This window comes from Acidovorax sp. Root275 (assembly GCF_001428965.1).
Classification (GTDB): domain Bacteria; phylum Pseudomonadota; class Gammaproteobacteria; order Burkholderiales; family Burkholderiaceae_C; genus Acidovorax; species Acidovorax radicis.
Genome location: NZ_LMJH01000010.1, coordinates 366069 through 387973 on the forward strand (window position 1 = coordinate 366069; position 21905 = coordinate 387973).

At 52.7% G+C, this 21905-nt stretch carries 17 protein-coding genes; 2 read left to right on the forward strand and 15 right to left on the reverse strand.

Features of this window, described 5'->3' with window-relative positions; translation table 11 throughout:
- Positions 1–5: 5 nt before the first annotated feature.
- The 15 genes from ASE52_RS21085 to ASE52_RS25380 all read right to left on the reverse strand — a co-directional run bounded on the left by ASE52_RS21085 (position 6) and on the right by ASE52_RS25380 (position 18919).
- Positions 6–392 carry a GtrA family protein gene (locus tag ASE52_RS21085; protein WP_140426305.1) on the reverse strand — a complete coding sequence of 129 codons (387 nt, stop codon included), beginning with the start codon at positions 390–392 and terminating at the stop codon, positions 6–8.
- Between the two features lie 64 nt (positions 393–456).
- Positions 457–1161: a class I SAM-dependent methyltransferase gene (locus tag ASE52_RS21090; protein ID WP_057229005.1), complete on the reverse strand. Its 705-nt coding sequence runs from the start codon at positions 1159–1161 to the stop codon at positions 457–459.
- 341 nt (positions 1162–1502) lie between these two features.
- Positions 1503–2528: a glycosyltransferase gene (locus ASE52_RS25365; protein WP_158004180.1), complete on the reverse strand. Its 1026-nt coding sequence runs from the start codon at positions 2526–2528 to the stop codon at positions 1503–1505.
- 65 nt (positions 2529–2593) lie between these two features.
- The gene (locus ASE52_RS21105) at positions 2594–3241 is read right to left on the reverse strand and encodes a NeuD/PglB/VioB family sugar acetyltransferase (protein WP_347230964.1); all 648 of its coding nucleotides are present in this window, start codon (positions 3239–3241) and stop codon (positions 2594–2596) included.
- On the reverse strand, positions 3238–4893 hold the full coding sequence (locus ASE52_RS25370; protein ID WP_198928141.1) for a glycosyltransferase: 1656 nt from the start codon (positions 4891–4893) through the stop codon (positions 3238–3240). Before ASE52_RS25370 ends, ASE52_RS21105 begins: the two co-directional genes overlap by 4 nt.
- Entirely contained in the window at positions 4884–7112 is a 2229-nt protein-coding gene (locus ASE52_RS21115) for a hypothetical protein (RefSeq protein WP_198928142.1), read from the reverse strand. The genes ASE52_RS25370 and ASE52_RS21115 overlap by 10 nt, the downstream gene beginning before the upstream one ends.
- A 68-nt stretch (positions 7113–7180) precedes the next feature.
- Entirely contained in the window at positions 7181–7930 is a 750-nt protein-coding gene (locus ASE52_RS21120) for an ABC transporter ATP-binding protein (RefSeq protein WP_057229015.1), read from the reverse strand.
- On the reverse strand, positions 7927–8709 hold the full coding sequence (locus ASE52_RS21125; RefSeq protein ID WP_029413917.1) for an ABC transporter permease: 783 nt from the start codon (positions 8707–8709) through the stop codon (positions 7927–7929). Before ASE52_RS21125 ends, ASE52_RS21120 begins: the two co-directional genes overlap by 4 nt.
- A 4-nt stretch (positions 8710–8713) precedes the next feature.
- Complete coding sequence (locus ASE52_RS25830; protein WP_140426306.1) at positions 8714–10231, reverse strand: hypothetical protein; 1518 nt, start codon at positions 10229–10231, stop codon at positions 8714–8716.
- Positions 10228–11325, reverse strand: a complete 1098-nt coding sequence (locus ASE52_RS21130) for a DegT/DnrJ/EryC1/StrS aminotransferase family protein (protein WP_057229017.1) — start codon at positions 11323–11325, stop codon at positions 10228–10230. Before ASE52_RS21130 ends, ASE52_RS25830 begins: the two co-directional genes overlap by 4 nt.
- 10 nt (positions 11326–11335) lie before the next feature.
- Positions 11336–12427 (reverse strand): GDP-mannose 4,6-dehydratase, encoded by a 1092-nt coding sequence (gene gmd, locus ASE52_RS21135; RefSeq protein ID WP_057229019.1) that lies wholly within the window; start codon positions 12425–12427, stop codon positions 11336–11338.
- 29 nt (positions 12428–12456) lie between these two features.
- Positions 12457–13911, reverse strand: coding sequence for a mannose-1-phosphate guanylyltransferase/mannose-6-phosphate isomerase (locus ASE52_RS21140; protein WP_081474612.1), 1455 nt, complete (start codon positions 13909–13911; stop codon positions 12457–12459).
- 691 nt (positions 13912–14602) lie between these two features.
- A complete protein-coding gene (locus ASE52_RS25835) occupies positions 14603–14929 on the reverse strand; it encodes a hypothetical protein (protein ID WP_139019190.1) in 327 nt (108 codons plus the stop codon).
- A gap of 9 nt (positions 14930–14938) precedes the next feature.
- Positions 14939–17164 (reverse strand): M12 family metallo-peptidase, encoded by a 2226-nt coding sequence (locus ASE52_RS25375; RefSeq protein WP_158004181.1) that lies wholly within the window; start codon positions 17162–17164, stop codon positions 14939–14941.
- Positions 17165–17677: 513 nt separating this feature from the next.
- Positions 17678–18919 (reverse strand): sulfotransferase family 2 domain-containing protein, encoded by a 1242-nt coding sequence (locus ASE52_RS25380; protein WP_082606977.1) that lies wholly within the window; start codon positions 18917–18919, stop codon positions 17678–17680.
- Between the two features lie 684 nt (positions 18920–19603).
- Here ASE52_RS25380 and ASE52_RS21155 point away from each other — a divergent pair.
- Both ASE52_RS21155 and groL read left to right on the forward strand, forming a co-directional pair.
- A complete protein-coding gene (locus ASE52_RS21155; RefSeq protein ID WP_056173280.1) occupies positions 19604–19894 on the forward strand; it encodes a co-chaperone GroES in 291 nt (96 codons plus the stop codon).
- 172 nt (positions 19895–20066) lie between these two features.
- On the forward strand, positions 20067–21719 hold the full coding sequence (gene groL, locus ASE52_RS21160) for a chaperonin GroEL (RefSeq protein WP_010462232.1): 1653 nt from the start codon (positions 20067–20069) through the stop codon (positions 21717–21719).
- The last annotated feature ends 186 nt before the right edge of the window (positions 21720–21905 follow it).

Genomic DNA, 21905 nt, shown 5'->3' on the forward strand with positions numbered 1-21905 from the left:
CTCGCTCACGACTTGGTGAATACCCACCTGTCCATCACCACGTAAGTCGCAACCGGAACCATGAGAATGGTTATCCCGATTCCAACCCATAGGGGCCAACCCAATAGGTCGCACACCAGCCAGGGGATGGCCGCAGCCAGCACGAACCCCAGAAAATGCGTCGCAACAAAGCGGACGAACTGCGGCCACAACGCACCCTGAGCTTGAAATGTCAGGCCTCGATGCCCCAAAAAGGCGATGGGCACCGCAGTGGCATAGCCCAAGCCACCAGCGACAGCGGCATTCACTCCCCACACATCCACATACAGCCGCGTCGCTGCAGCGTAGACCAGGGCATTTGCAATCCCGACCAAGGTGAAGCGCGAAAACCTGCGCAGCAATGCCGGACTCATGGCCAGCCTCCCAATCGCAGCCCATCCGCATGACTGGTCCAACGGTTTGCGCTTGAACACATGGTCAACTTCCTGGCCACTCAGCAAATAGCGCGTATTGCGCGCCCAATGGCAGCCACCGCATCTGAGGCTCTACGGCGTTTAACTTCTTCAACGCAGCGGGGAAAAAGATGATGTTCCAGAGGCTAGCGATCTGATAGCCCTGCTCCCTCAAGATCGACTTTATTTCTCGAGGCCTAACCAGCGTCACACCGGCATCGAACGGGCAATCCCGCACCACTCTACGCGTCACCGGATTGAAAGGATTGTGCTCGAATACTGCCAATAGGCCGCCAGGCTTCAAGCAGCGAGCGATTTCCCTGAGCGTCGAAGCGCGATCAAACGGTTCGATATGGTGAAGGACATTGGACACCACCACCATGTCGAAACTCGCAGCCTCGAAAGGCAAGGTTGTTCCATCGTATAAGGCCAACTGGCACCTGGGGACTTGGCGTCCACTGGACACCTCCAGACTGCGTTGTGAGACATCCACCCCTTGCAAAGCAGCGTCGGGGAACAGGTCACGTAAAAAAGGAAGGTTGGTACCAGTTCCGCAGCCGAAATCCAGAATGGACGCAGGTGCGGTGTGCGGACGCTCGTTCTGATATGCACTCAGAGCGGCAAACTTACGCTCTGCATAGTAAACGCTGTCGCCACCGCCAATCGCAAGTGCCCGATCAAGCGTCTGCCGATAACTGTCAGCGTGCGCGTCAAACTCGGGTGCTGACATGCTGAACCATTTCAGAAAAATGTTGAAAGAATTGCTTTCGCATGATGCGCGTCACCAAACCTGTGTCCATACCATGGGCCTTGCAGTACCTACAACAAGGAAATTCCCCTCAGCACCTCCGTCGGCTTCGATCTTCCGGGACCTGTGCGAGGTTCGGCGCGTCCAACTCCGAGTCGGAGTGCCAGCGCTTCGGCAAAAATGTTGCCTCACCTGCCGCAGCGTGTCGGTGGTGACGAGGCCACGAGCCTTCCGGATGCCGCCAACCTGCGTGACCTCAAAGAGGACTAGCAATTGGGCGCTCGGCCCGATATAAAGGCGCCTGAAAGTTTGCCTCAGGAGGCTCAAGCGGCAAGCTCTCTGAGATAAGACGCGATTACCACATCATCGCTTCTGTCGATGACGAAAAAAGTGGGCTTTCCTTGAGCCCGAAGTACCAGAATAGAAAGGTACTCCAGAGCAGCGCTGATCAGAAAAAGGATCATCCCACTGAACACCATATTGGAGATGATCAAAGAGCTCCACCCACGCGCCATGAAAGCGCCAGGATGGAAAAACTCCCTGACTGCCACATACGCGGCAAACGTAAACCCAAAAAACATAGCTGCCAATCCCAGGTAACCTCCGATACGAAGGGCCTTGACGCGGCTGGACATAATAAGTCGCCGGGCGTGAGACATCAGCTTTCTCAGCGAGTAGCCACTTTTTTTGCCCTCGATAAAGCGCCGGTCTTTGATGGGCAGGATTGAGGTGCCCACACGGCGGGAGTACCAAGAAAGCGCAATGTCAAAGTAGGTTTCATGGCCACACACTCGACTGGCGGAGCGGGCGATCGAACCGCGCATTACGCGAAAACTGCTGAAAGTTGAGACGCTCATGTCGCCTGCTAAAACACCTGTGACCCGCTTCATGAAACGCGAGCCGAGATCACGGATAGCACTTTCATGCACCCTTTCCAGGGCATGGGCATAGACAATATCGAGCTGATCAGCGACAGCAACCTTCAGCATCGCAGGAATGTACTCAGGTGGATGCTGCAGGTCCTCATCCAGAGTAACCACCCAATCACCGCAAGTATGCAAAATCCCCGCGATGGTGGCTGGATGTTGGCCAAAATTCCGCGACAGATGAAGCACCCGCATCCATGCACGGCCCTCAGACAGGGTGCTCAGCACAACAGCGGATTCATCAACGGAGTCGTCGTTAACGAAGACCACCTCTTCCAAATGTAATGGTGCTCGGTCCGATATCCAGGCTTCACGGAGCTGTGCAATCGATGCAACCAGTTCCGCCAGATAGTCAGCACCCGAATAGACGGGCACCACCAGCGACACCAGTACTTTGTTGTTAGGATTCGCGCTTACGCTCACTCCGCTCCCCCTTGGTATGCAGACTAGGCATCGACAGGCACTAGCCGTATTTATAGTGTGATCTATCAGATCGTCCGCAACACAGACACTTGACGCACGGGCACGCCGACATACACACCAGTCTGGTCAATGGAGCGATGCACGACCCCGCCACCTCCAATCGTGACATCGTCCACTATAGTCAGTCCATCTAGAACAGTGGCTCCAGCCCCCACCATGACCAAGCGGCCAATCCGACTGCGCCCAGCAATCACGGCCTTCACCGATACATGAGAGAAGTCGCCAACGACCGCTTCATGTTCAACCACCGCCCCTGTATTGACAATGCACCCTGCTCCGACGCGCGCCATGGGGCCTATATGAGCGTGATGGCCGACAAAACACCCCGGCTCCAACGAAGAGCCGACACCTATCGACGCTGATGGGGAAACAAGGGTCGCCAGGGGCCACCCGGCCCGAAGCGTCCATTCGACCTGTTCACGCCGACGTGCGTTAGAACCTGCGGCTGGGAACACGGTCCATCCGGATGGCAAGGTTTCGGGAAAAATGGTTTGCGTGGGAAAACCCAATAAAGTCTCGCCCGGCGCTGCATTCGCGTCCACAAAAAGAAAGTCCTGGATCCCAACGGCAACTGCTACGTCCATCACCGAGCGAGCATGCCCTCCAAAACCTAGCACGCACAGCCCAGTCGGTATCACCGGCGAATGACTCACGATATACCCTCGGCTGCGCCACGCTGCGACACCATGCGGTCCAGGATATCAAGGTGCTCATTCACCACGTCTTGCCAAGTGCGTTGCACCAACTGTTCATAGGTCGGCAATTGCACCGCTAACAACTTCTCTCGATTCGCGACACCCCATTGAATTCGCTCTGCCATGTCTTTCCAGTCGTAGGGATCAAAGAACGTAAGTTCTTGCAAGACTGGATCAGTCAACACCTCTTGGCTTACAGGAATTTTCGCCATCACTACCGGTGTGCCAACCGACAAGGCCTCGGTGAAGGTGAAAGGACACCCTCCCTCGCTCAAACTGGGATTCACCGCCAATGTTGCAAGCTTGTAGCATGCAGCAAGCTCATCAACGCTTAGCTTGGGCAAACAAAGAACTTCCTCCTCCAATCGATGCTGGACAATAAAATCCTGTATCTCCGGCATGTGGCGTGGGTTACCCGTCAATATCAACTTGAGTGACACGTGGCGGCTTCGCAATAGATATTCATATGCCCTCAAGAGGCTTAAGATATTTTTATTGGGCCTAAACTGACTTGCATAGAACAAAAACTGAACATCTCCATTTTTTATACCTGCAAGGTAGTCAATGTTCTCACCCTTTAAAAAAGCCTGGGATAAAATACTGCGGCAATAATTTTTTGATGCCTTCTCTGGATCAGGAAAACCAGTAACAGTTACCGATCGGTCCAGTTTATTCGGTGCGTGGTATATTACAGATACCTTATCTTCATCAACCCCATACCTATCAACCAATGTTCCCCATTTTATGGCACCACTATAGGCCACTAGATTATCAGAATCAGCAATCGCTTTTTCGACATTTTCAAAAACCTGTAAAGTGTAATCACCGTTCACAGATGAAAATCCTACCGGGAAGTCCGTCAGAACCACGTCTGGAACACACATAAGGCGAGGTGCCTTGATCTGATTAAAGGCGGGCCAGAATGCAGCCGGGCAGTACCAAGCGCTCACTCCACGCAGGCGCTCAATCACTCTTTGCATGCGCTGGGTTTCGGTTTGCTCCATATCGGCAAACAGGCGCTGCACAAATCCTATAGCCTGAGGCTGATCAAGCAGTGCTTTCAAAAGGTTCTTTTTCGCGGCGACCTTGGGAGTCACTCGCCGAACGCTGCCTCGAAATATCGCGGTCCATCGATTGACAAGGACTATCGGCACCCAAATTGGCGCAAGCAGCAAGAACAACCCTGCCATGGGCAACGCCTCAATGCAAAACAGAAGCAGCGTGGACACACTGTTCACCTGCACCGCTCGACGCCCTAGGCGGGTCTGCGCCTGCGTCACCCCGGCTGCTATTGCACGGCCTATATGCTTGAGCCTGCCGGAGCTGCGGTCCCGCTGTTGATATGCCTTCCATGCTTCGTAGGCGTACAACACGTAAGGCTTGCCTCTAGGCCCCACCACACGGAACCGATCTTTGGGAACGCCTTCGCTGTCAAACAACTCCTCCAGCGAATCATGCGACCAACTCGGACACACAATGGTAAAGCGTACATCACTTCGGCCTTCCGAGCCCTTCAAGAACGCTGCCAGATAGCGGCCCAACCCCTCCGCACGCAAGTCTACGGTTGGCGGATACGCCACATAGATCCCGTATTCCTTTATCACAGGCACGCACGCACCTCTTTCCAATAAAAGGGGGCCAGGGCTTCCACGCTTTGCACCGACAGCTGTTGGATTGTAGGCAAACGGGCTCGCCGGGCCATCGCCTCATGCTCCATCTGTTTGAGTTGCATGGCCATATCTCTTGGCGAGGCAGGATCCATCCAAGACAAACCAAGCGAAAACTGGGCATCCATTTCACGCATCGCCGGGTAGTCACTGGAAAGCGACGGAACTCCAAGGCAAGCTGCTTCCACTACGCTGAAAGTTCCATTATCTATGCGGCCTGCGTGCCACAGAAACAATGCACCCCGCAAAAGTTCTCGATATGCCAAGTCAGGCAATTCCCCACACCACCGAACGCGTTTATCCAGGATCTCGGAACGATCAAATACTTCAGCCATCGCTTGAATATGGGAGCCCTCTCCAGATCGCAGACCTTGCGTATTGACTCCCGTTACGCGGCAATTCAAGTGCCCACCCAATTCCCCATAATAAATTTCCAATGCACGCGCTGCATTGACGTGATTCTTATGGGCCGCAGCGTTGGTGGTCCACAAAAAATAATCTTCACTAGGCCGTGGGCTTGCCACCTGCTCGACTTTCATCACCGGAAACTCTGGAGCCAGCATCGGGACCTTGCGTACCTTTCCAGGCTCAAGACCGGCGTATTGAATCGCATCGCGCCAAGTGAAATCTGTGGTGACCAGCACGCGGTCTGCGGCCCGGGCGGCCATCAGAAACGCGTGGTCTGTCCCCTTGGAAATCACCGGCTCATACCTTTGAAGATAATCAAACACCATAAGCACACTGCTTTTTAGCGGCAGCAATGGACACGAAAGACGGTCACTTACCACAAGCCATAAATCACAATCTTGCAATTGTTGAATACCATCGTTCGGCACGATGTATTGGTTGGCGGCGGGTTCCCACTTTGAAAAACCAGCATACCGCATAGCGCGGAGAGCCTGGCTGGCTGTCAAGGTCTTCCACGAATATGGTCTACGTAACACGCCCTCTGGCAACTCGTCAAAATCAGCATCTGAATAAGTTGCAGATTCATCCAAATGCAAAAAAACCACATCAACAGGTTCTCCGGCCTGCCGACTGCCAAGATATAGAGCTTTCGCCAAAAGCAAAGCGCCACGCAAGCTTCCACCACGGTATCCCACCGGCAGTATCACCGCCACACGTTTTCGCGAGATTGCTATTGGTCGCGACTGCATTTTTTCGCGCGATGCCTCGAGATCGGCAGCAATGCGCTGAAAGCCTTCACGCCATAACTGCACCATATTCTGTGGATCCATGGCACTCAGCAGCACCCTCTGAGTAGAACAAATTTCTTCGATGAACTTCCAATCATCGCCCAAAATGCGCTCAATTTTCGCACGAGCCTCACGTATCGTAGAGCAACGTCCGGGCAATTTATCCCCACCGAGCCGATCCAACATGCCACCAGACATAAACACAAGCGGCATTCCGATGCGTACAGCCTCGAAAGGATGATAATGAATATGATGTGATTCACGACTTTGATAAAACATCACCCGCGCTTGCACCATATTTCGATGATGCTCCGGCCCACTCACAAAGCCCAGGACATGGGGATCAGCAATCGCGACGGGCTGAGCTCCCGAGACCATGTACGGAAAATCCCCAAAATCTTTGCAAAAAGATTCATATGTTTTTTTGTAATAATCATTGAATGCAATATCAGGGCAAACAAATAGTATTTTCTTACACTCGCCTTTCCACGCATTCTCAAAGCCGATATCCAACATACCCAACGGCAAGTAGCAGCGCCGATCACGAAGGTGACTCGGTTCCTGATCAGCAAGGTGTGAATAAGCTTCACCAAAATAGAACCGCTTTCCCAAGCGCTTTAGTACACGCTCTCCCCCATAGTAAGCAATTATCTTACCGTAGGTCATAGGTTGCTGAGTTCCAAAAACCCTCCAAACAACAGCACCGTAAAAATGCTTAGATACAGATTGAAAAATATCCAGCGAATAGAATATTATAAAAACAACGTCGAAGTACTTGTTCGCCAAACGCCAAGAATTTTCGTCTCCGCCCGCGTACCAATCCGTTTTATTTAGAATTTCCAAATCATCTTTTGGTATTTCCAAAAGATCATCTTCAGAATAATCAACGCTTGCACTTCTAAATCTTGGATCATCAGGGTAAGACTTAGGCAAGAATATCTGCTCCACACCAATGCGCTTGAGCATCGATATCTCAAATTTTCGTGCCGACGTATGGTTCAGCAACCACATCACACGCAAAGGGGATCGCGAACTCATAGTATTTTATTTATCTTCTTGTATTCATTAATGGCATCATCCACTGCGCCATCAAACACCACTTCTCCACGATGAAAAACAACCCCGCGCTGGCATAGACTCTTCAAAGCAGAAAAGTCATGAGAAGCCAAAACAAGAATCTCCGCCCGCTCAATCAATTGGGCTATACGCAGCCGGGCCTTAACCATAAAATTGGCATCCCCCGCCCCAATCACTTCATCAAGCAGTAGAATATCCCCCCCCACCGCTGTTGATATGGCAAATGCTAGCCTAACCTGCATTCCCGCAGAATAGGTTTTAATAGGATAATCAATAAATTCACGCAAATCGGCAAATTCGACAATCTCCGCCTGCTTTTCACGCATGAATTTTGGCGTCAACCCCAAAAGAAGACCGCGATAGAGAATATTTTCTCGGCCAGTTGCATCCGGTTCAAACCCTAAACTCAAGTCGAATAGCGAACGGACTTGGCCACGTACTTCAACCTTGCCACTGGATACAGGATACAAGCCTGCCACAGTTTTGAGAAAAGTACTCTTCCCAGCACCATTATGTCCGAGGAGGCCCACCCGCTCCCCTCCCGTGATTTCAAGATTAATATTCTTAAGTGCATGAACATCTTTGACTTCATCTGCATTGCGCTTGCCAAAGGGCCTTGCAACAAGAGACTTCAAGGAACGCTCTTTGAATGCAACCGATGCATAGTGAAGATTTACTGTCTGGAGGCTAATGTGGGGTTGGCTCATAGATAGAAGATCACCTTACTCTCAGCCTTACGGCCAACCAACCACGCGAAAAATGCAAAAATCAGCGCTAGGGCTAGAGAATAGGCATAATTTTCGACTGTGGGCCACGCCCCATTCAAGAGCGGTGCCCTGACCAGTTGAAGAACATGGTAAATGGGATTGAAATCAACCAAGAAGTCCATACCTCCTTGCTTGAACATTTTTGCCTCAAAGTAAACCGGTGACACAAACCACAAAGCCTGCATCAGCAGCCCCATGGCATGTGGCACGTCACGGAAACGCACTCCTACATACGCCAAGGTTGTTGCCAATGGCCAAGCGATTATTCCGAGAATCGGGAAAATGGTGAATACTGCCAGCCAGCTCCAGCCAAAGTTCTGTGGGAGCACCACAAGAGACCATCCAAACAATGCAAGGCTCGCCAGCATCAACACGGCCAGACTCCCCAAGACGGTTCGGAGGGTATAGATGGCCAGTGGGTGTTTGCACTGTTTGATATACGCATCTGCTTGGACGAAAGACAGGGCACCGCCAGTAACGTTGGCAACCACAAACTCCCACACAATCAAGCCAGAGAGAATATAAGGGGCGTAGGTTGTGATGTCCGATTTAAACATCTGACTAAACACTACCGCCAACAATGCGGTCATACCCAGTGGTTGAATAATAGACCACAAGGCTCCAAAAAATGAACGCCGCCAACGCGAACGCAGGTCAGCAAGGGCGAGGTGGATCCAAAAATAGCGGGATTGCCATATCCCCTTCCAATATCGATTCATCAAGCTAGTCCAGTGGTTTGACCGTTGCACCTATCCATCGGATACCGAGCCCCTTATTGCAGCAGTCCAGCCCTAGTACTGACGCATCTAGGTGCATTACCTCCACACCTCCTATCAACAAAATAGCCGTTGAAGAGGTAACGGACAGCTGGCAATCTCCTTTTATTGGAAGCCCGAACACAGCGGCAACTTCTGACAACTGTTTCCACGTTTCTCCATGATGGCGCCATACCGACAATACCCCCTCCTTACCCGAACTCTGAACGAGTAATGCAGCCATATGGGTATCCCCCCCTTTACCCGTATACCCAAGCACAGCAGAGACATGCGACTCCTGTCCTGCTTCCAGCGCATAGGTAAAGCTCTCCGTCGATTGATTGCCTGTAGCGTGCTTCAGAGCCAAACAGAGGCCGGCAGATGCTCGCTTGCTACCATCATTTAACGTTTCTGGCGAACCAAGGACCAACTGGTACGAGGACCATGCAATCCTCCCTTCCACTGCAGCGCGTGCAGCCTGGAGCCTGTTCTGGGTTATATCCCCCTGCATGTGGATAGGTTGCCATCTTTTTTCTACAGGCTTCGGGAGCCGCTCTTGAGCTCCGTCTCCAGCCATGCTTTTCTCCAGAAATCTCTGAAGATTATTCAGCGGCACCCCATGATGTGCTTCGTCAGGGACATCCAACAATCTCACTTCATTCACAGCCCCAAAAGACCCTAGGCAAAAATAATCAATTGCCTGCCATTTTTTTCTATCCAATATCCACAATGCACTCAAAGAATCGCGGCGTAAGTCTCGCCCCACTTTCTGACTCTCGCCTACAACAACGTAATCTCTAGTCGCAGCCAGTCCGCGTGTATAAACCGGCGAACCAGACTCCCACAGAGGTTCTTTTGAATCAATATCTATCAAGCCACCTATTTCTGAGTGGCAACTTAATCGCTGGCCTTCAGAAGTAATCCAAATATTGTGAAGCCCCGTTCTTTCACCCAAAGGAGTTATCGACAACACTTCCAGGTCAGGATACGAAAAAACGGCGAGCTTCGAACCCTTACTGTGGCCATGGGCCACAACGAACAATTTTCCAGAATGAAGAAAAACGGAATTCAGATGATCTCCAGTAATCCTATCCAGTGCCAATCGATCCCATCTGGCACTGCTGACTCCTGCCTCCTGAAAAACCTTGGGTCGATTCAAATCGATTATTGAAATGACATTTCTACCCGTGTTCGTAGATATGACACGCCCATCGGGTGCGCAAAATATCTGGTGAGGCTGAGATAAAAATCTCGCACTATTTTTAGCGCCTTTTGACAGCCAACCTTGCTCAGATTGAGCATAAGATGAAATGTCAACAAGCTCAGAATTATTCACCCCGGAGTGGGAGAGGACCAATTCATCCTCTCCCGCAAACCAGGATATTCCATAATATTCGGTACGATGACTCTCGAGAGGCAGCACCTTTCTAGACTGGAGATCCACAAGCAATAAATAGCCTGTAGTTGCGACCAAGGCGTACTTCATTGCACAATAGCCCCAAAAAAGGACTGAATGTACTGAGCAATCCGCTGGATTTCACCTTGCGTCAGTGCGGGATAACTTGGCAAATTGACCCCACGTGCGCCTAAATATTCAGCGACAGGAAACACCCCCTTTGTCAGACAATGGGGCATGGTGTGCGCAGGATAGAACACGGGCCGGGTCTCAACGCCGTGCTCCCGCAGGTGCTGGCGCAGCCCATCTCGATGGCTGGCATTGTTCACAAGAATGGAGCACATCCAGAAAGAGTGTGTAGTGCCGGGCTCTTCTCGATGCACGTCCAGCGGCAGTCCTTGCAGCGCTTCTGCGTACCAAAGTGCGATTTGGCGCTTTTTTTCAAGAATGACGTCTGCTTGCTCCAGTTGCGCCAAGCCAATGGCGGCACAGATGTTGGTCATTCGGTAGTTATAGGCAACGATGTCGTGCCAGTACTCCCGGCTTGACGATACACCTTGATTCTTCAAGTGAAATGCCTTCGCCAATACAGCAGCATCCTTGGTAACTACCATTCCTCCTTCGCCAGTAGTAATGGTTTTATTGCCAAAGAAGCTGAAAGTGGCGACGTCACCAAAGGAACCCACATGACGTCCCTTGTAATAGCTTCCGAAGGCTTCTGCACAGTCTTCAACTAGGAATAGATTATTTTCTTCGCAAATTTGAAGGATGGGATCCATATCACAGGATTGCCCATACAAGTGAACCGCCATCACTGCTTTAGTGTTCGGTGTAATTTTTCGCCGGATATCTTCGGGGTCAACCTGCCAGGTGGCTTGTAGTGAATCCACAAACACGGGTGTCGCGCCCGTCTGGATGATGGTGTTGACCGAAGCAATGTAGGTGAAGGTTGGCACAATCACTTCGTCACCTGGACCAATTCCCAACGCGGCCAAGGCCAGATGAATGGCCACAGTGCCATTGCAAACACTGGTTGCCCCCCCTGGCGCGCCCACATATTTTGCAAAGGCCGACTCAAATCTGCCGATGAACTCTCCTTTGGACGAAATCCAAGTGGAATCCAGGCATTGATTGACGTATTCTTTTTCGCGACCGTTGAAGTAGGGTTGATATACAGGAATCATGCCTGGCCGATCATTCGTGATGGTTGAAGTATTTGAAACCATTCTGTTTGACCAACTCGTCGCGTTGCGCCTCCTTGAGGTCTTCCCGCATCATTTCAGACACCAGCTCTGAAAAAGTGGTGATTGGCACCCACCCCAGCTTTTGCTTTGCCTTGCTAGGATCCCCAAGCAGGGTTTCGACCTCTGAGGGGCGGAAATACCTGGGATCAACCGCCACAATACACTTACCGGTTGCCGAGTCGTAGCCTTTTTCCTCGACACCCTTGCCCTGCCATTGGATATGAATGTCGATTTCTTTCGCTGCGAGATCCACAAATTCACGCACTGAGTGCTGTTCTCCGGTTGCGATCACGAAGTCTTCTGCTGTTTCCTGCTGCAGCATAAGCCATTGCATTTCGACATAGTCACGTGCATGGCCCCAATCGCGCAGGGCATTCATGTTTCCAAGGTACAGGCATTCCTGCAATCCCAGCTTGATTCTCGCAAGTGCGCGGGTGATCTTGCGGGTCACGAAAGTCTCGCCTCGCAATGGAGATTCGTGGTTGAACAAAATACCATTGCACGCATACATGCCATACGCTTCGCGGTAGTTCACTGTGATCCAGTAGGCGTACATCTTTGCCACTGCATACGGAGACCGTGGGTAAAACGGGGTGGTTTCCTTTTGAGGCACTTCCTGCACTAAACCATAGAGCTCAGAGGTAGATGCTTGGTAAAAACGGGACTTTTTCTCCAAGCCTGCAATACGTACGGCTTCCAACAGGCGCAACGTTCCCAATGCATCAGAATTGGCAGTGTACTCAGGCTCTTCGAACGAAACTGCCACATGGCTTTGGGCTGCAAGGTTGTAGATTTCGTCCGGTTGAACCTGCTGAACAATGCGAATAAGACTGGACGAATCTGTCAAATCCCCATAATGGAGTGTCAAATCCAGCCCTTCGCTATGTGGGTCGTGATACAAATGGTCAATGCGATCTGTATTGAATAGCGAAGCCCGCCGGCGAATGCCGTGAACTGAATACCCCTTACTAAGCAGCAATTCGGCCAAATATGCTCCATCCTGCCCGGTAATGCCTGTTATAAGTGCTATCTTTTTTCCCAATTCACTCTCCTGGATACTGATTTATTAAGTTAAGAGGACATTCGCCCATAGCTATCGTCATATCTCACGATATCGTCCTCCCCCAGATAACTTCCCGACTGGACCTCAATGATCTCCAACGGTACCTTCCCGGGGTTGGAAAGTCGGTGAATGTGGCCCACGGGGATATAAGTCGATTCGTTCTCACCCAACAGGAAAACCTTCTCGCCGTTGGTGACTTGGGCCGTTCCTTTGACAACCACCCAGTGTTCGGCACGGTGGTGATGCATTTGCAAGCTAAGACTCGCGCCGGGGTTCACCACAATGCGCTTGACCTGGAAGCGCTCCCCGCTGTCAATGCTGTCGTACCAGCCCCAAGGCCGGTGCACCTTCCGGTGTGTATCCGCCAAGGCGCGCTTTTGCGCCTTGAGATGCGCCACGATGTGCTTGACGCTCTGAGTTTGCGATTTGTCGGCAACAAGAACCGCATCGGGTGTCTCAATCACCACGATATTCCTCAGGCCGACACCTGCAACCAGTCGACTGCGCGCCATCACTAGCGAGCCCGTCGAATCGGTTAACACAGCGTCCCCCACAATGGCGTTGTCATTGGCATCGTGCCCAAGGACTTGCCACAACGCATCCCAGGCCCCCAGATCAGACCATCCAGCCTGCAACGGCACGACACATGCAGGGATTCCTAGATCAGGACGCTTGGGCAGGTGCTCCATCACCGCATAGTCAATGGAGTCTGACGGACAGGCTGAGAACGCCGCCACATCAGGCCGTACAAAATCCAGATCGCACTGGGCGTCGGCCATCGCACGGGTGCAGGCCTGCAGGATTTCAGGTTTGCATGCGTCCAACGCTTTTAGCCAAACACTCGCGCGCACCATGAACAGCCCACTGTTCCACAAGTATTCCCCAGAGTCGACGTACCGCTGAGCGGTATCCCCGTCAGGCTTTTCTGCAAAGTTGGCGACCCGATAGGAACCCTGCTGATATTCGGCGCCGCGCTGAATGTACCCATACCCTGTTTCAGGCCGGTCCGCCACAATGCCAAAAGTGACCATGGCACCTTGTACAGCCACCTCCATGGCTTGCAGGATTGCCACATGCAAGGCGGCCCGATCAGTGAACACGTGGTCCGCCGGCATGGCCAAAAGTATGGGGTCAGCCCCGTCGGAGCCCGCCTGTAACGCAGCAAGAGTGAGCGCTGGTGCTGTATTTCGGCCAAATGGTTCCAGCACGATGCGTGCGTCATCCACTTGCGCAGCCACCAGTTGGCTGGCTGCAAGAAAACGATGCTCGACATTACAGACGAGCACAGGCGGCGCCAACGACACGCATTCCGCCAAGCCATGCAAGCGCAGAACGGTGTCTTGAAGCATTGTGAATTCACCGTCAAACGCAAGAAACTGCTTTGGGTAGGCTTCACGCGACAAAGGCCACAGCCGGGTGCCAGAACCTCCACACAAGACGACAGGAACCAGTGTGTGCTTCATGAAAAGGGGATAAGAAGGAAAGCGTCAGTGTTCGCCGCGGCCCAGCCCGCTTGGAAACTGAACAAGTCAAAAAAGAGGTGCGTCGTGAAGGCGGACCTTGCGAAAGGCGCGTATGAGAGACCAAGGCGCCGGTGTAGCTCTCCGGCACTTCTTTAACGCATTGTATCTTTGCTCATATACGCGCCAGCCAGGGTTACATCGGGTTTCCTTCTCCGGTGCTGAACAGGGTGGGGCACATAATGATTTAACGGAAATTGTCCGCTAGGCCCCACTGGCGAAGAAGTTGGCTGAAACCCCCATGGTCTGTAACTGCTCAGCCATGCGTTCATGGGTGTTGCCATAGATCGAGTCAGTGCACAGCCCACTGTTGCAGCGCTGTGGCTCCCTCGGAACCCGCAGCATGCATCAATGTATGAGCCTGCCCGTCCGCCCAAGCTGGGCTCACGACGCTGGCCCATGCACCCCCCTAAAACCCCGCAGTGCCAAGGAATCCCCGCAGCTCCAAGGTCTCTCTGCCCACCAAGAAGTCAGGCCAGGGCATGCCCGCTCAACCATCGAAAAACAAGTCGCTGTCAAAGACAGGTTCCAGGATCTACGCGCCAGTTGGGTAAGACGGAGCTAGCACACTTCAGGCCGATGTTGATCGGCCTACTGAAAACTCAGGTTTTTCCTTTTTTAACCGAACAGGCACTCAATCAGAAGTGGCATACAGAACATCTTCACGATCACCCCAGTTGTTACAGGCATTGTTGCCAAAAACGGATACCGTCCTGTCTTGCGCCTGGGCAGACAACAACAAGGCATAGATAGTTTTCCCTTGGGCTGTGGCGAGATTGATAGCCCATTGGTTATTGTTACCACATGATGGTGAGCCAGTTTTAACGCCTGCCGTGAAAAACAGGAAATTGCTGGAATTTATAATCAGCGTAGTTACCTTACCAGACGAAGATCCTGCCTGCGCACTGCATGCAATCATTGCCACGCCGGTGGCAATAGCGATTTTCTTGAAAATTTTCATATAAACCCCTCAGTCCAAAAGAAGTTGCAGTATCGGCGCCATATTTATCAGTCTCTTATGGTAGGTCGCGGCCAAGGTAACCCCACTGTATTGACTATCACCACGCAGCATGACATGGTAGGTTCCTGCGGTCGGGGTGGGGAAGGTGCAGGTCTCCTCGTTTCCCACCGCAAAAGGCCTGCAGTCATATGAAGCGGTAGTTGGCACTTGGCCAAATTTGACATAGAGGTCCACATCTCCAATACCCCCGCTGATCTGGATGACAAGATTTTTTGCGCCGGAAGGAACCACAACACTGCGGTACTGAACCGAGCCCGCAGTGCCCGTCAGATTCGTCTCCAACAATGGGGTTGTTGCACGCCCGCCTCCGCTGCTGGAATTGAAGTTTGCAGTCACAGTGGTGTTTGCATTTACGGTGAATGAGCAAGCACCTGTTCCACTGCAGCTCCCACCACTCCAGCCGACAAATGAGCTTCCTGCAGCGGGGCTCGCCGTCAGCGTCGCAATGGTGCCAGGAGCAAGTGACTCTGTACAAGTACTACCGCAGTTGAGCAATCCTCCTGCACGACTTACGGTGCCAGTCCCAGTCCCGATTTTCGCGACAGACAGTACGCCTTGGGGAGTTGGAATGAATGTGGCCGTCACATTCCGCGCCACACTCATCGTGACAGTACACACACCGGTACCCGAGCAAGCACCTCCCCATCCGGAAAATGTGTACCCCGTTCCAACGGATGCAGATAACGTGACAATAGTGCCCGCAGCGTAACTTTCGTTGCAGTCCACACCACAATTAATACCTGCCGGAGAGCTGGTTACCGTGCCTGTTCCCGTTTTGCTAACGCTCAGATCGAAGGTACCTGAAGCATCCAGCGGCAGCTTTGATTGCGCTTGATCCGACATCACAGTTGGAACACGGCCAGCATTTACCCCATAGACGTGATTGGTTCCAAAAGTCCATGTGATGTTGCTCATCCCCCCATTGAGCAGATGGCAGTAACTCATGATGGTCCCGTTTCCCTGACCTGCGCCCCCTCCAGTGGTTGAGGATGCGCCAGGCAAAAAGCCCAACCGTCCGGCGCCCCCAAGGGCAATTCCGCACTGCCCAGTAGCATTTCCCGAATAGCAGCAATCGATTGCACCACCGGTATTAGGTGACGGAGCAATATAGGGATTGTCGTAGTCATGCGTATGTGAACTACCAAATGCATGTCCAATCTCGTGGGCAACTACGACCGAATCCCAGATGACCTGCGGGTTCGACGGATTGAAATCTCCCTCGATATTTGCACTAACGCCATAAGCCGTACTTTGGTTGGAGAGGCTACCCACATAAGCTATCCCACCCCCAGAATTTTTCCCGCTAAGTAAATGAACATGGTGCCGCGAAACAGAGGCATTTGCCCCGCCATTCCAGAAGGCTTGCAACTCGTTGAGCATCGCGCCAGTGGCTGTCTGGGTCCAAGGATCGGCAGATGTTGTGCGAATTACTATTTGCTTGAGATTGAAACGGGTGGATATTTCTGCTTGGTACCGACTACCCACATAGGTAAGCAGATTGGTCACATATGTGAATGCAGCAGATTCAGAGCCAAAATTTTGATAAAACTCGTAGTCGCTATCAATGATGATATCCGCACGCCGAGGGCTGCCTGCTTTCTCTTCACCCAAAATTTTTTGAGAATTTTCCCTGCCAGTTTTGAGCAAATTTTCAATCCCGAGCTTCTTCTGGCTCGGGTCGGATTGAAGAAAATCTGGACTTACACCGCAAGAAAACTCTCGATTGACAAAATCCTTCTGATGATTCACCAAGCGTGAAACAGCAGCACCCGCACCGTTGCCGCGAACAGGAAGCAGTTCATTGACAACCGTTTCCTTCCCGCGGTGAATGATGGTGCGAATTTCTCCCTTGGGGGATACCGTTACAAAAGCATAACTATCGGGATTGCCTTCGAGCGTGCCCACAAAATGTGCGCTGGTAGCCAATGGAAAGGCACGAGATCCCTTTTCATCGACAACAATAAATTGTGTTTCACCGCTGATGACTTCTGAACGCCGAAGCCTGAGATTCACGACCGAAGGAACTTCATCGTTAATTTTTAGATTTTCAATGAGCAACGCTTCGCCAGGCTTGGTATCCATTGCGGTGAGCGCAAGCTTCTCCGTCGGCGGCTCTCCCGGTGTGAGTTGCAGAATCTGCTGGGCTTGAGCTGCCGCCAGAAAGAGCGTCAACACTGCAAGGGTTACCGATCTTGTGGACTGCCATCTCATTTTATTGAACATCTTTTTAGTTCTCATAGTGATTGAGGATCACTAAATCAATTAGCGGCCCCTCGAGACACCCTCTCCAGCACGCGGGATTTCCAGTCCATAGGCTTCAATTAAAAAATTTAACGCAAATTCACGAATGCAGCAAGAGCATCGTCACTAGCTAAGCTCTACTGAGCAGGCTTGAGCCAGACGGGCCACAAATCCTGTCGCGTTGTACAGCGCCACTGATGTGGCTCACAAGAGTCTCCTCTGCTCTGCCATCCGCCCCCCCGCCAAACCACGCCGTTTGGCCGGTAGTGTGTGGTTGCAACCCATCATTCAGTTCTCTTCCATGAACTGCCAAGCCCCGCCAAAACCGAGACCGCAGAGTGGTACCTGCACCAGCCCCCTTAGCGCGAAAAAACACAACGACATAGGCGCACATCAATGCTTGCCATGCGTATCAAAACACTTATTCAAACCAAGCCAAGGCAGGAATTACTTGATATGAAATCTCGCTAAGACAGACTGCAGCGCTTGCATCAAACGCCACGATCGTGATTCGACGATATGCGAGTAAACCTGGCGAAGCTGGATATGACTTGCTTCCAGATGTGCAAGTTGCGCTCGAACCATGCCATTGACAGCCTCGGCCTCCATGGAGCGTGCCTGCTGCACCTCCAAAGCTTTTTGATTCGCCTCGGACGCCTGCAAATGCATGACTTCGATTTGCTGTAGCTGCTCGCGCAATTGCTCGCTTTCGCTCTGTATTCTCTTGTTTTCGATTTCCAGTCTTGAGAGGCTCAACCGCAAGGCCTGATATTCCTCCTGGGAGGGCTGCTGCTTCGAAGACCTGCTTCCCTGAGGACGATCACCAGTATTTTCCCCAGCGAACCACTTGTACGCATAGACGGGCATGGAGCCAGAACGCCACTCTTGGAGACGCTCCTTGAAGAGTTGGCAAGCATATTCATAAAGCTGCTGATCGTATTTGACCTGCTCCGCAATTATACCTCTCACGTGTTGAGTCACCTCATCAACAACAATGCGAGATCTGTTTTCCTTCTCTCTGGCAATTCCATAATCCAAGAAATCCGGAACCATCAATCGCAAGAGCTCCAATGATTCCATAAAATTCTCAGTAATCCCAAAAAAATCAAATGTATTTAGATTTTCTTTTGCACTTTTCAGGTGCTCCTCCATATCCCCTCCCAAGTACGTGGAGAGACAAATTGTTTGTTGATTGCCCAACGCCCCATCAAAGATTATTGGATTACCAGAACACACAAATTCTTCCAAAGATGCCTGCTGCGCAAAAATCAGTGCGTCGCGCTCTGAGGATGTCGCCACTTTATAATGTGGATCGTCAGGATGAAAGTTGTTCTCGTCGTGCCATGATTTGTACTGCGAAATTGTCCGGTTCACCGGATCACGGACAAAGGTAGCCGTAAATGCATTGGGGCAAAAGCGTAGTAAATTTTGATAATGAAAATGCCCGAAGACAAATGACGATAATGCTTCTTTCTTGAAATACGCCTCAAGCGATTCTGACTCACCATTCACACCAACACCAGTAAATGCCCTAGAAGATGCAAAGCCTCCTCCCTGGGAAATCATGTAATTTTCAAATGCCGTTCCCGAGCATTTCGGTATATGCACAAATGCGAAGGGAGCCTTGGCACTGGATGGCGGGCCTATTTGGTCACTGCAGGTTGTGCGTCTACATTCTTCATTCTGCATAGTGAATAATAATTGAATCTCTTCAAGGAGATGATTAAAAGCAAGATGCCAATAGAACCATGGTCGATCTCGTAAAAAATCCAAACGATATCTTGTTAACGACCATGCCCGGCCACCTCATGGAAGCCAAGTCTAATCATTGGGACGTTGGCACTCCACGTCAAAAACCTTGTGGACAACCCCGCATCGCCCGACGACCCACGGCAGATAGCGGCCGTGGAGGATGTAAGAGTTCACGATGTCCGCGTAAAACGCACGGTCTGGACTACGTCAGCAGGCTCGATCACATGCCATCGCACCCGCCTTCTAGGGCGTCACAGATAGACGCCAACTGGGGGACCCGGTGGTAGACCCTTCTGCAGCGAGGATCCACAGTGCTTCCCGGCCTACACATCTGCACTAGATACGAAACGGCCGGGCAACCAGAGCCATGCGGCTGCAAAGAGGCGGAGCTCCCGACTCCGATAGATCGATGACAACCCCCACCCCTCTGACTGCGCCCGCAACGCATCCGAAGAAATCGGGAAATGCCTTGGACGTCTTGAAACCGTCACAAATGCCCGTATCATTAGCACTCACCACAGACGAGTGCTAACACCACCTTGCCTGTCGGAAGTTTGGTAGCGCCTGGGTCTCCAGACGCTGAGTAAGTCAGCTTTTTTTACTGAAAACAGGAGCATTGCAATGAACCTTCGCCCTCTGCACGATCGCGTGATCGTCAAGCGTATCGAAAGCGAAACCACGACCGCCTCCGGCATCGTGATCCCTGACAACGCCGCTGAAAAGCCCGATCAAGGTGAAGTGCTGGCCGTTGGTCCCGGCAAGAAGAACGACAAGGGTGAGGTGCTCGCCCTGAACGTGAAGGTCGGCGACCGCGTTCTGTTCGGCAAGTACTCGGGCCAGACCGTCAAGGTCAACGGCGACGAGCTGCTGGTCATGAAGGAAGACGACCTGTTTGCAGTGGTCGAAAAGTAATCGCTTTAGCGATTACTTTCGTCGAAGGCTAACTTGGCGCAGCCAAGCTAAGGGCCGCAGGCCCGGCCGAAGACAGAAGTCCCCCAGCATCCCAGAACTCACATTTTCATAGCTGCTCACGCTTACCAGATAAGCGCCAGCAGCCAATTTGAACCAAATTTAGGAGCTCCAAATGGCAGCAAAAGACGTAGTTTTCGGCGGCGAAGCCCGTGCACGCATGGTTGAAGGCGTGAACATCCTGGCCAACGCGGTCAAGGTGACCCTGGGTCCTAAGGGCCGCAATGTGGTGCTGGAGCGCTCGTTCGGCGCCCCTACCGTGACCAAGGACGGTGTGTCCGTGGCCAAGGAAATCGAACTCAAGGACAAGCTGCAGAACATGGGCGCCCAGCTCGTGAAGGAAGTGGCCTCCAAGACCAGCGACAACGCTGGTGACGGCACCACCACCGCGACCGTGCTGGCCCAGGCCATCGTGCGCGAAGGCTTCAAGTACGTGGCCGCCGGTATCAACCCGATGGATCTGAAGCGCGGTATCGACAAGGCCGTGACGGCCCTGGTTGCCGAGCTGAAGAAGGCTTCCAAGCCCACCACCACCTCCAAGGAAATCGCCCAGGTCGGCTCGATCTCCGCCAACTCCGACGAAACCATCGGCAAGCTGATCGCTGACGCCATGGACAAGGTTGGCAAGGAAGGCGTGATCACCGTGGAAGACGGCAAGTCCCTCGACTCCGAACTGGACGTCGTGGAAGGCATGCAGTTCGACCGCGGCTACCTGTCGCCCTACTTCATCAACAACCCCGAAAAGCAATCCGCGATTCTGGACAACCCCTTCGTGCTGCTGTTCGACAAGAAGATCAGCAACATCCGTGACCTGCTGCCCACCCTGGAGCAAGTCGCCAAGGCCGGCCGTCCGCTGCTGATCATTGCCGAAGAAGTCGAAGGCGAAGCCCTGGCGACGCTGGTGGTCAACACCATCCGCGGCATCCTGAAGGTCGTGGCCGTCAAGGCTCCTGGCTTCGGCGACCGCCGCAAGGCCATGCTGGAAGACATCGCCATCCTGACGGGCGGCAAGGTCATCGCTGAAGAAGTGGGCCTGACCCTCGAGAAGGTGACCCTGGCCGACCTGGGCCAGGCCAAGCGCATCGAAGTGGGCAAGGAAAACACCATCATCATCGACGGCGCTGGCGCTGCGGGTGACATCGAAGCCCGCGTCAAGCAAGTGCGCGTGCAGATCGAAGAAGCCACGTCCGACTACGACCGCGAAAAGCTGCAAGAGCGCGTGGCCAAGCTGGCTGGCGGTGTGGCCGTGATCAAGGTCGGCGCTGCCACCGAAGTCGAAATGAAGGAAAAGAAGGCCCGCGTGGAAGACGCACTGCACGCAACGCGCGCAGCTGTGGAAGAAGGCGTTGTGGCCGGTGGTGGCGTGGCCCTGCTGCGTGCCAAGCAAGCTGTCGGTGACTCGATCAAGGGTGACAACGCTGACCAGGAAGCCGGTATCAAGCTGGTGCTCAAGGCCATCGAAGCGCCCCTGCGCGAAATCGTGAACAACGCTGGCGGCGAAGCCTCGGTGGTGGTGAACGCTGTGTTGGCCGGCAAGGGCAACTACGGCTTCAACGCATCGAACGACACATACGGCGACATGCTCGAGCTGGGCATTCTGGACCCCACGAAGGTCACCCGCACGGCCCTGCAGAACGCTGCCTCCGTGGCATCGCTGCTGCTGACGACCGAAGCCATGGTTGCAGAAGCACCCAAGGACGAGGCCGGTGCTGGCGGCGGCATGCCCGACATGGGCGGCATGGGTGGCATGGGCGGCATGGGCATGTAATGGCCAGCCGCTCCGGGTGGAACCCAGGTTCTGCCCGGTAGTGCACAAAAAAACCCCGCAGGTTGCAAAACCTGCGGGGTTTTTTACTTGGAACACGTGAAGCACGTCGTGGCACGGGCTGCCCTTTCGACATTTGTACCGCGGTTCACTGCACCGCACCAACCCAGAGCAAAGGGCCCGGCCTTC

Bases quoted from the DNA above. Each gene is read 5' to 3' on its own strand.
- ASE52_RS25380 (WP_082606977.1), bottom strand. From the start codon at position 18,919: ATGCAGAATGAAGAATGTAGACGCACAACCTGCAGTGACCAAATAGGC.
- ASE52_RS21115 (WP_198928142.1), bottom strand. From the start codon at position 7,112: ATGCTCAAGCGCATTGGTGTGGAGCAGATATTCTTGCCTAAGTCTTAC.
- ASE52_RS21085 (WP_140426305.1), bottom strand. From the start codon at position 392: ATGAGTCCGGCATTGCTGCGCAGGTTTTCGCGCTTCACCTTGGTCGGG.
- ASE52_RS21155 (WP_056173280.1), top strand. From the start codon at position 19,604: ATGAACCTTCGCCCTCTGCACGATCGCGTGATCGTCAAGCGTATCGAA.
- groL (WP_010462232.1), top strand. From the start codon at position 20,067: ATGGCAGCAAAAGACGTAGTTTTCGGCGGCGAAGCCCGTGCACGCATG.
- ASE52_RS25830 (WP_140426306.1), bottom strand. From the start codon at position 10,231: ATGAAGTACGCCTTGGTCGCAACTACAGGCTATTTATTGCTTGTGGAT.
- ASE52_RS21090 (WP_057229005.1), bottom strand. From the start codon at position 1,161: ATGTCAGCACCCGAGTTTGACGCGCACGCTGACAGTTATCGGCAGACG.
- ASE52_RS21140 (WP_081474612.1), bottom strand. From the start codon at position 13,911: ATGAAGCACACACTGGTTCCTGTCGTCTTGTGTGGAGGTTCTGGCACC.
- ASE52_RS21130 (WP_057229017.1), bottom strand. From the start codon at position 11,325: ATGATTCCTGTATATCAACCCTACTTCAACGGTCGCGAAAAAGAATAC.
- ASE52_RS21120 (WP_057229015.1), bottom strand. From the start codon at position 7,930: ATGAGCCAACCCCACATTAGCCTCCAGACAGTAAATCTTCACTATGCA.
- ASE52_RS25835 (WP_139019190.1), bottom strand. From the start codon at position 14,929: ATGAAAATTTTCAAGAAAATCGCTATTGCCACCGGCGTGGCAATGATT.
- ASE52_RS21125 (WP_029413917.1), bottom strand. From the start codon at position 8,709: ATGAATCGATATTGGAAGGGGATATGGCAATCCCGCTATTTTTGGATC.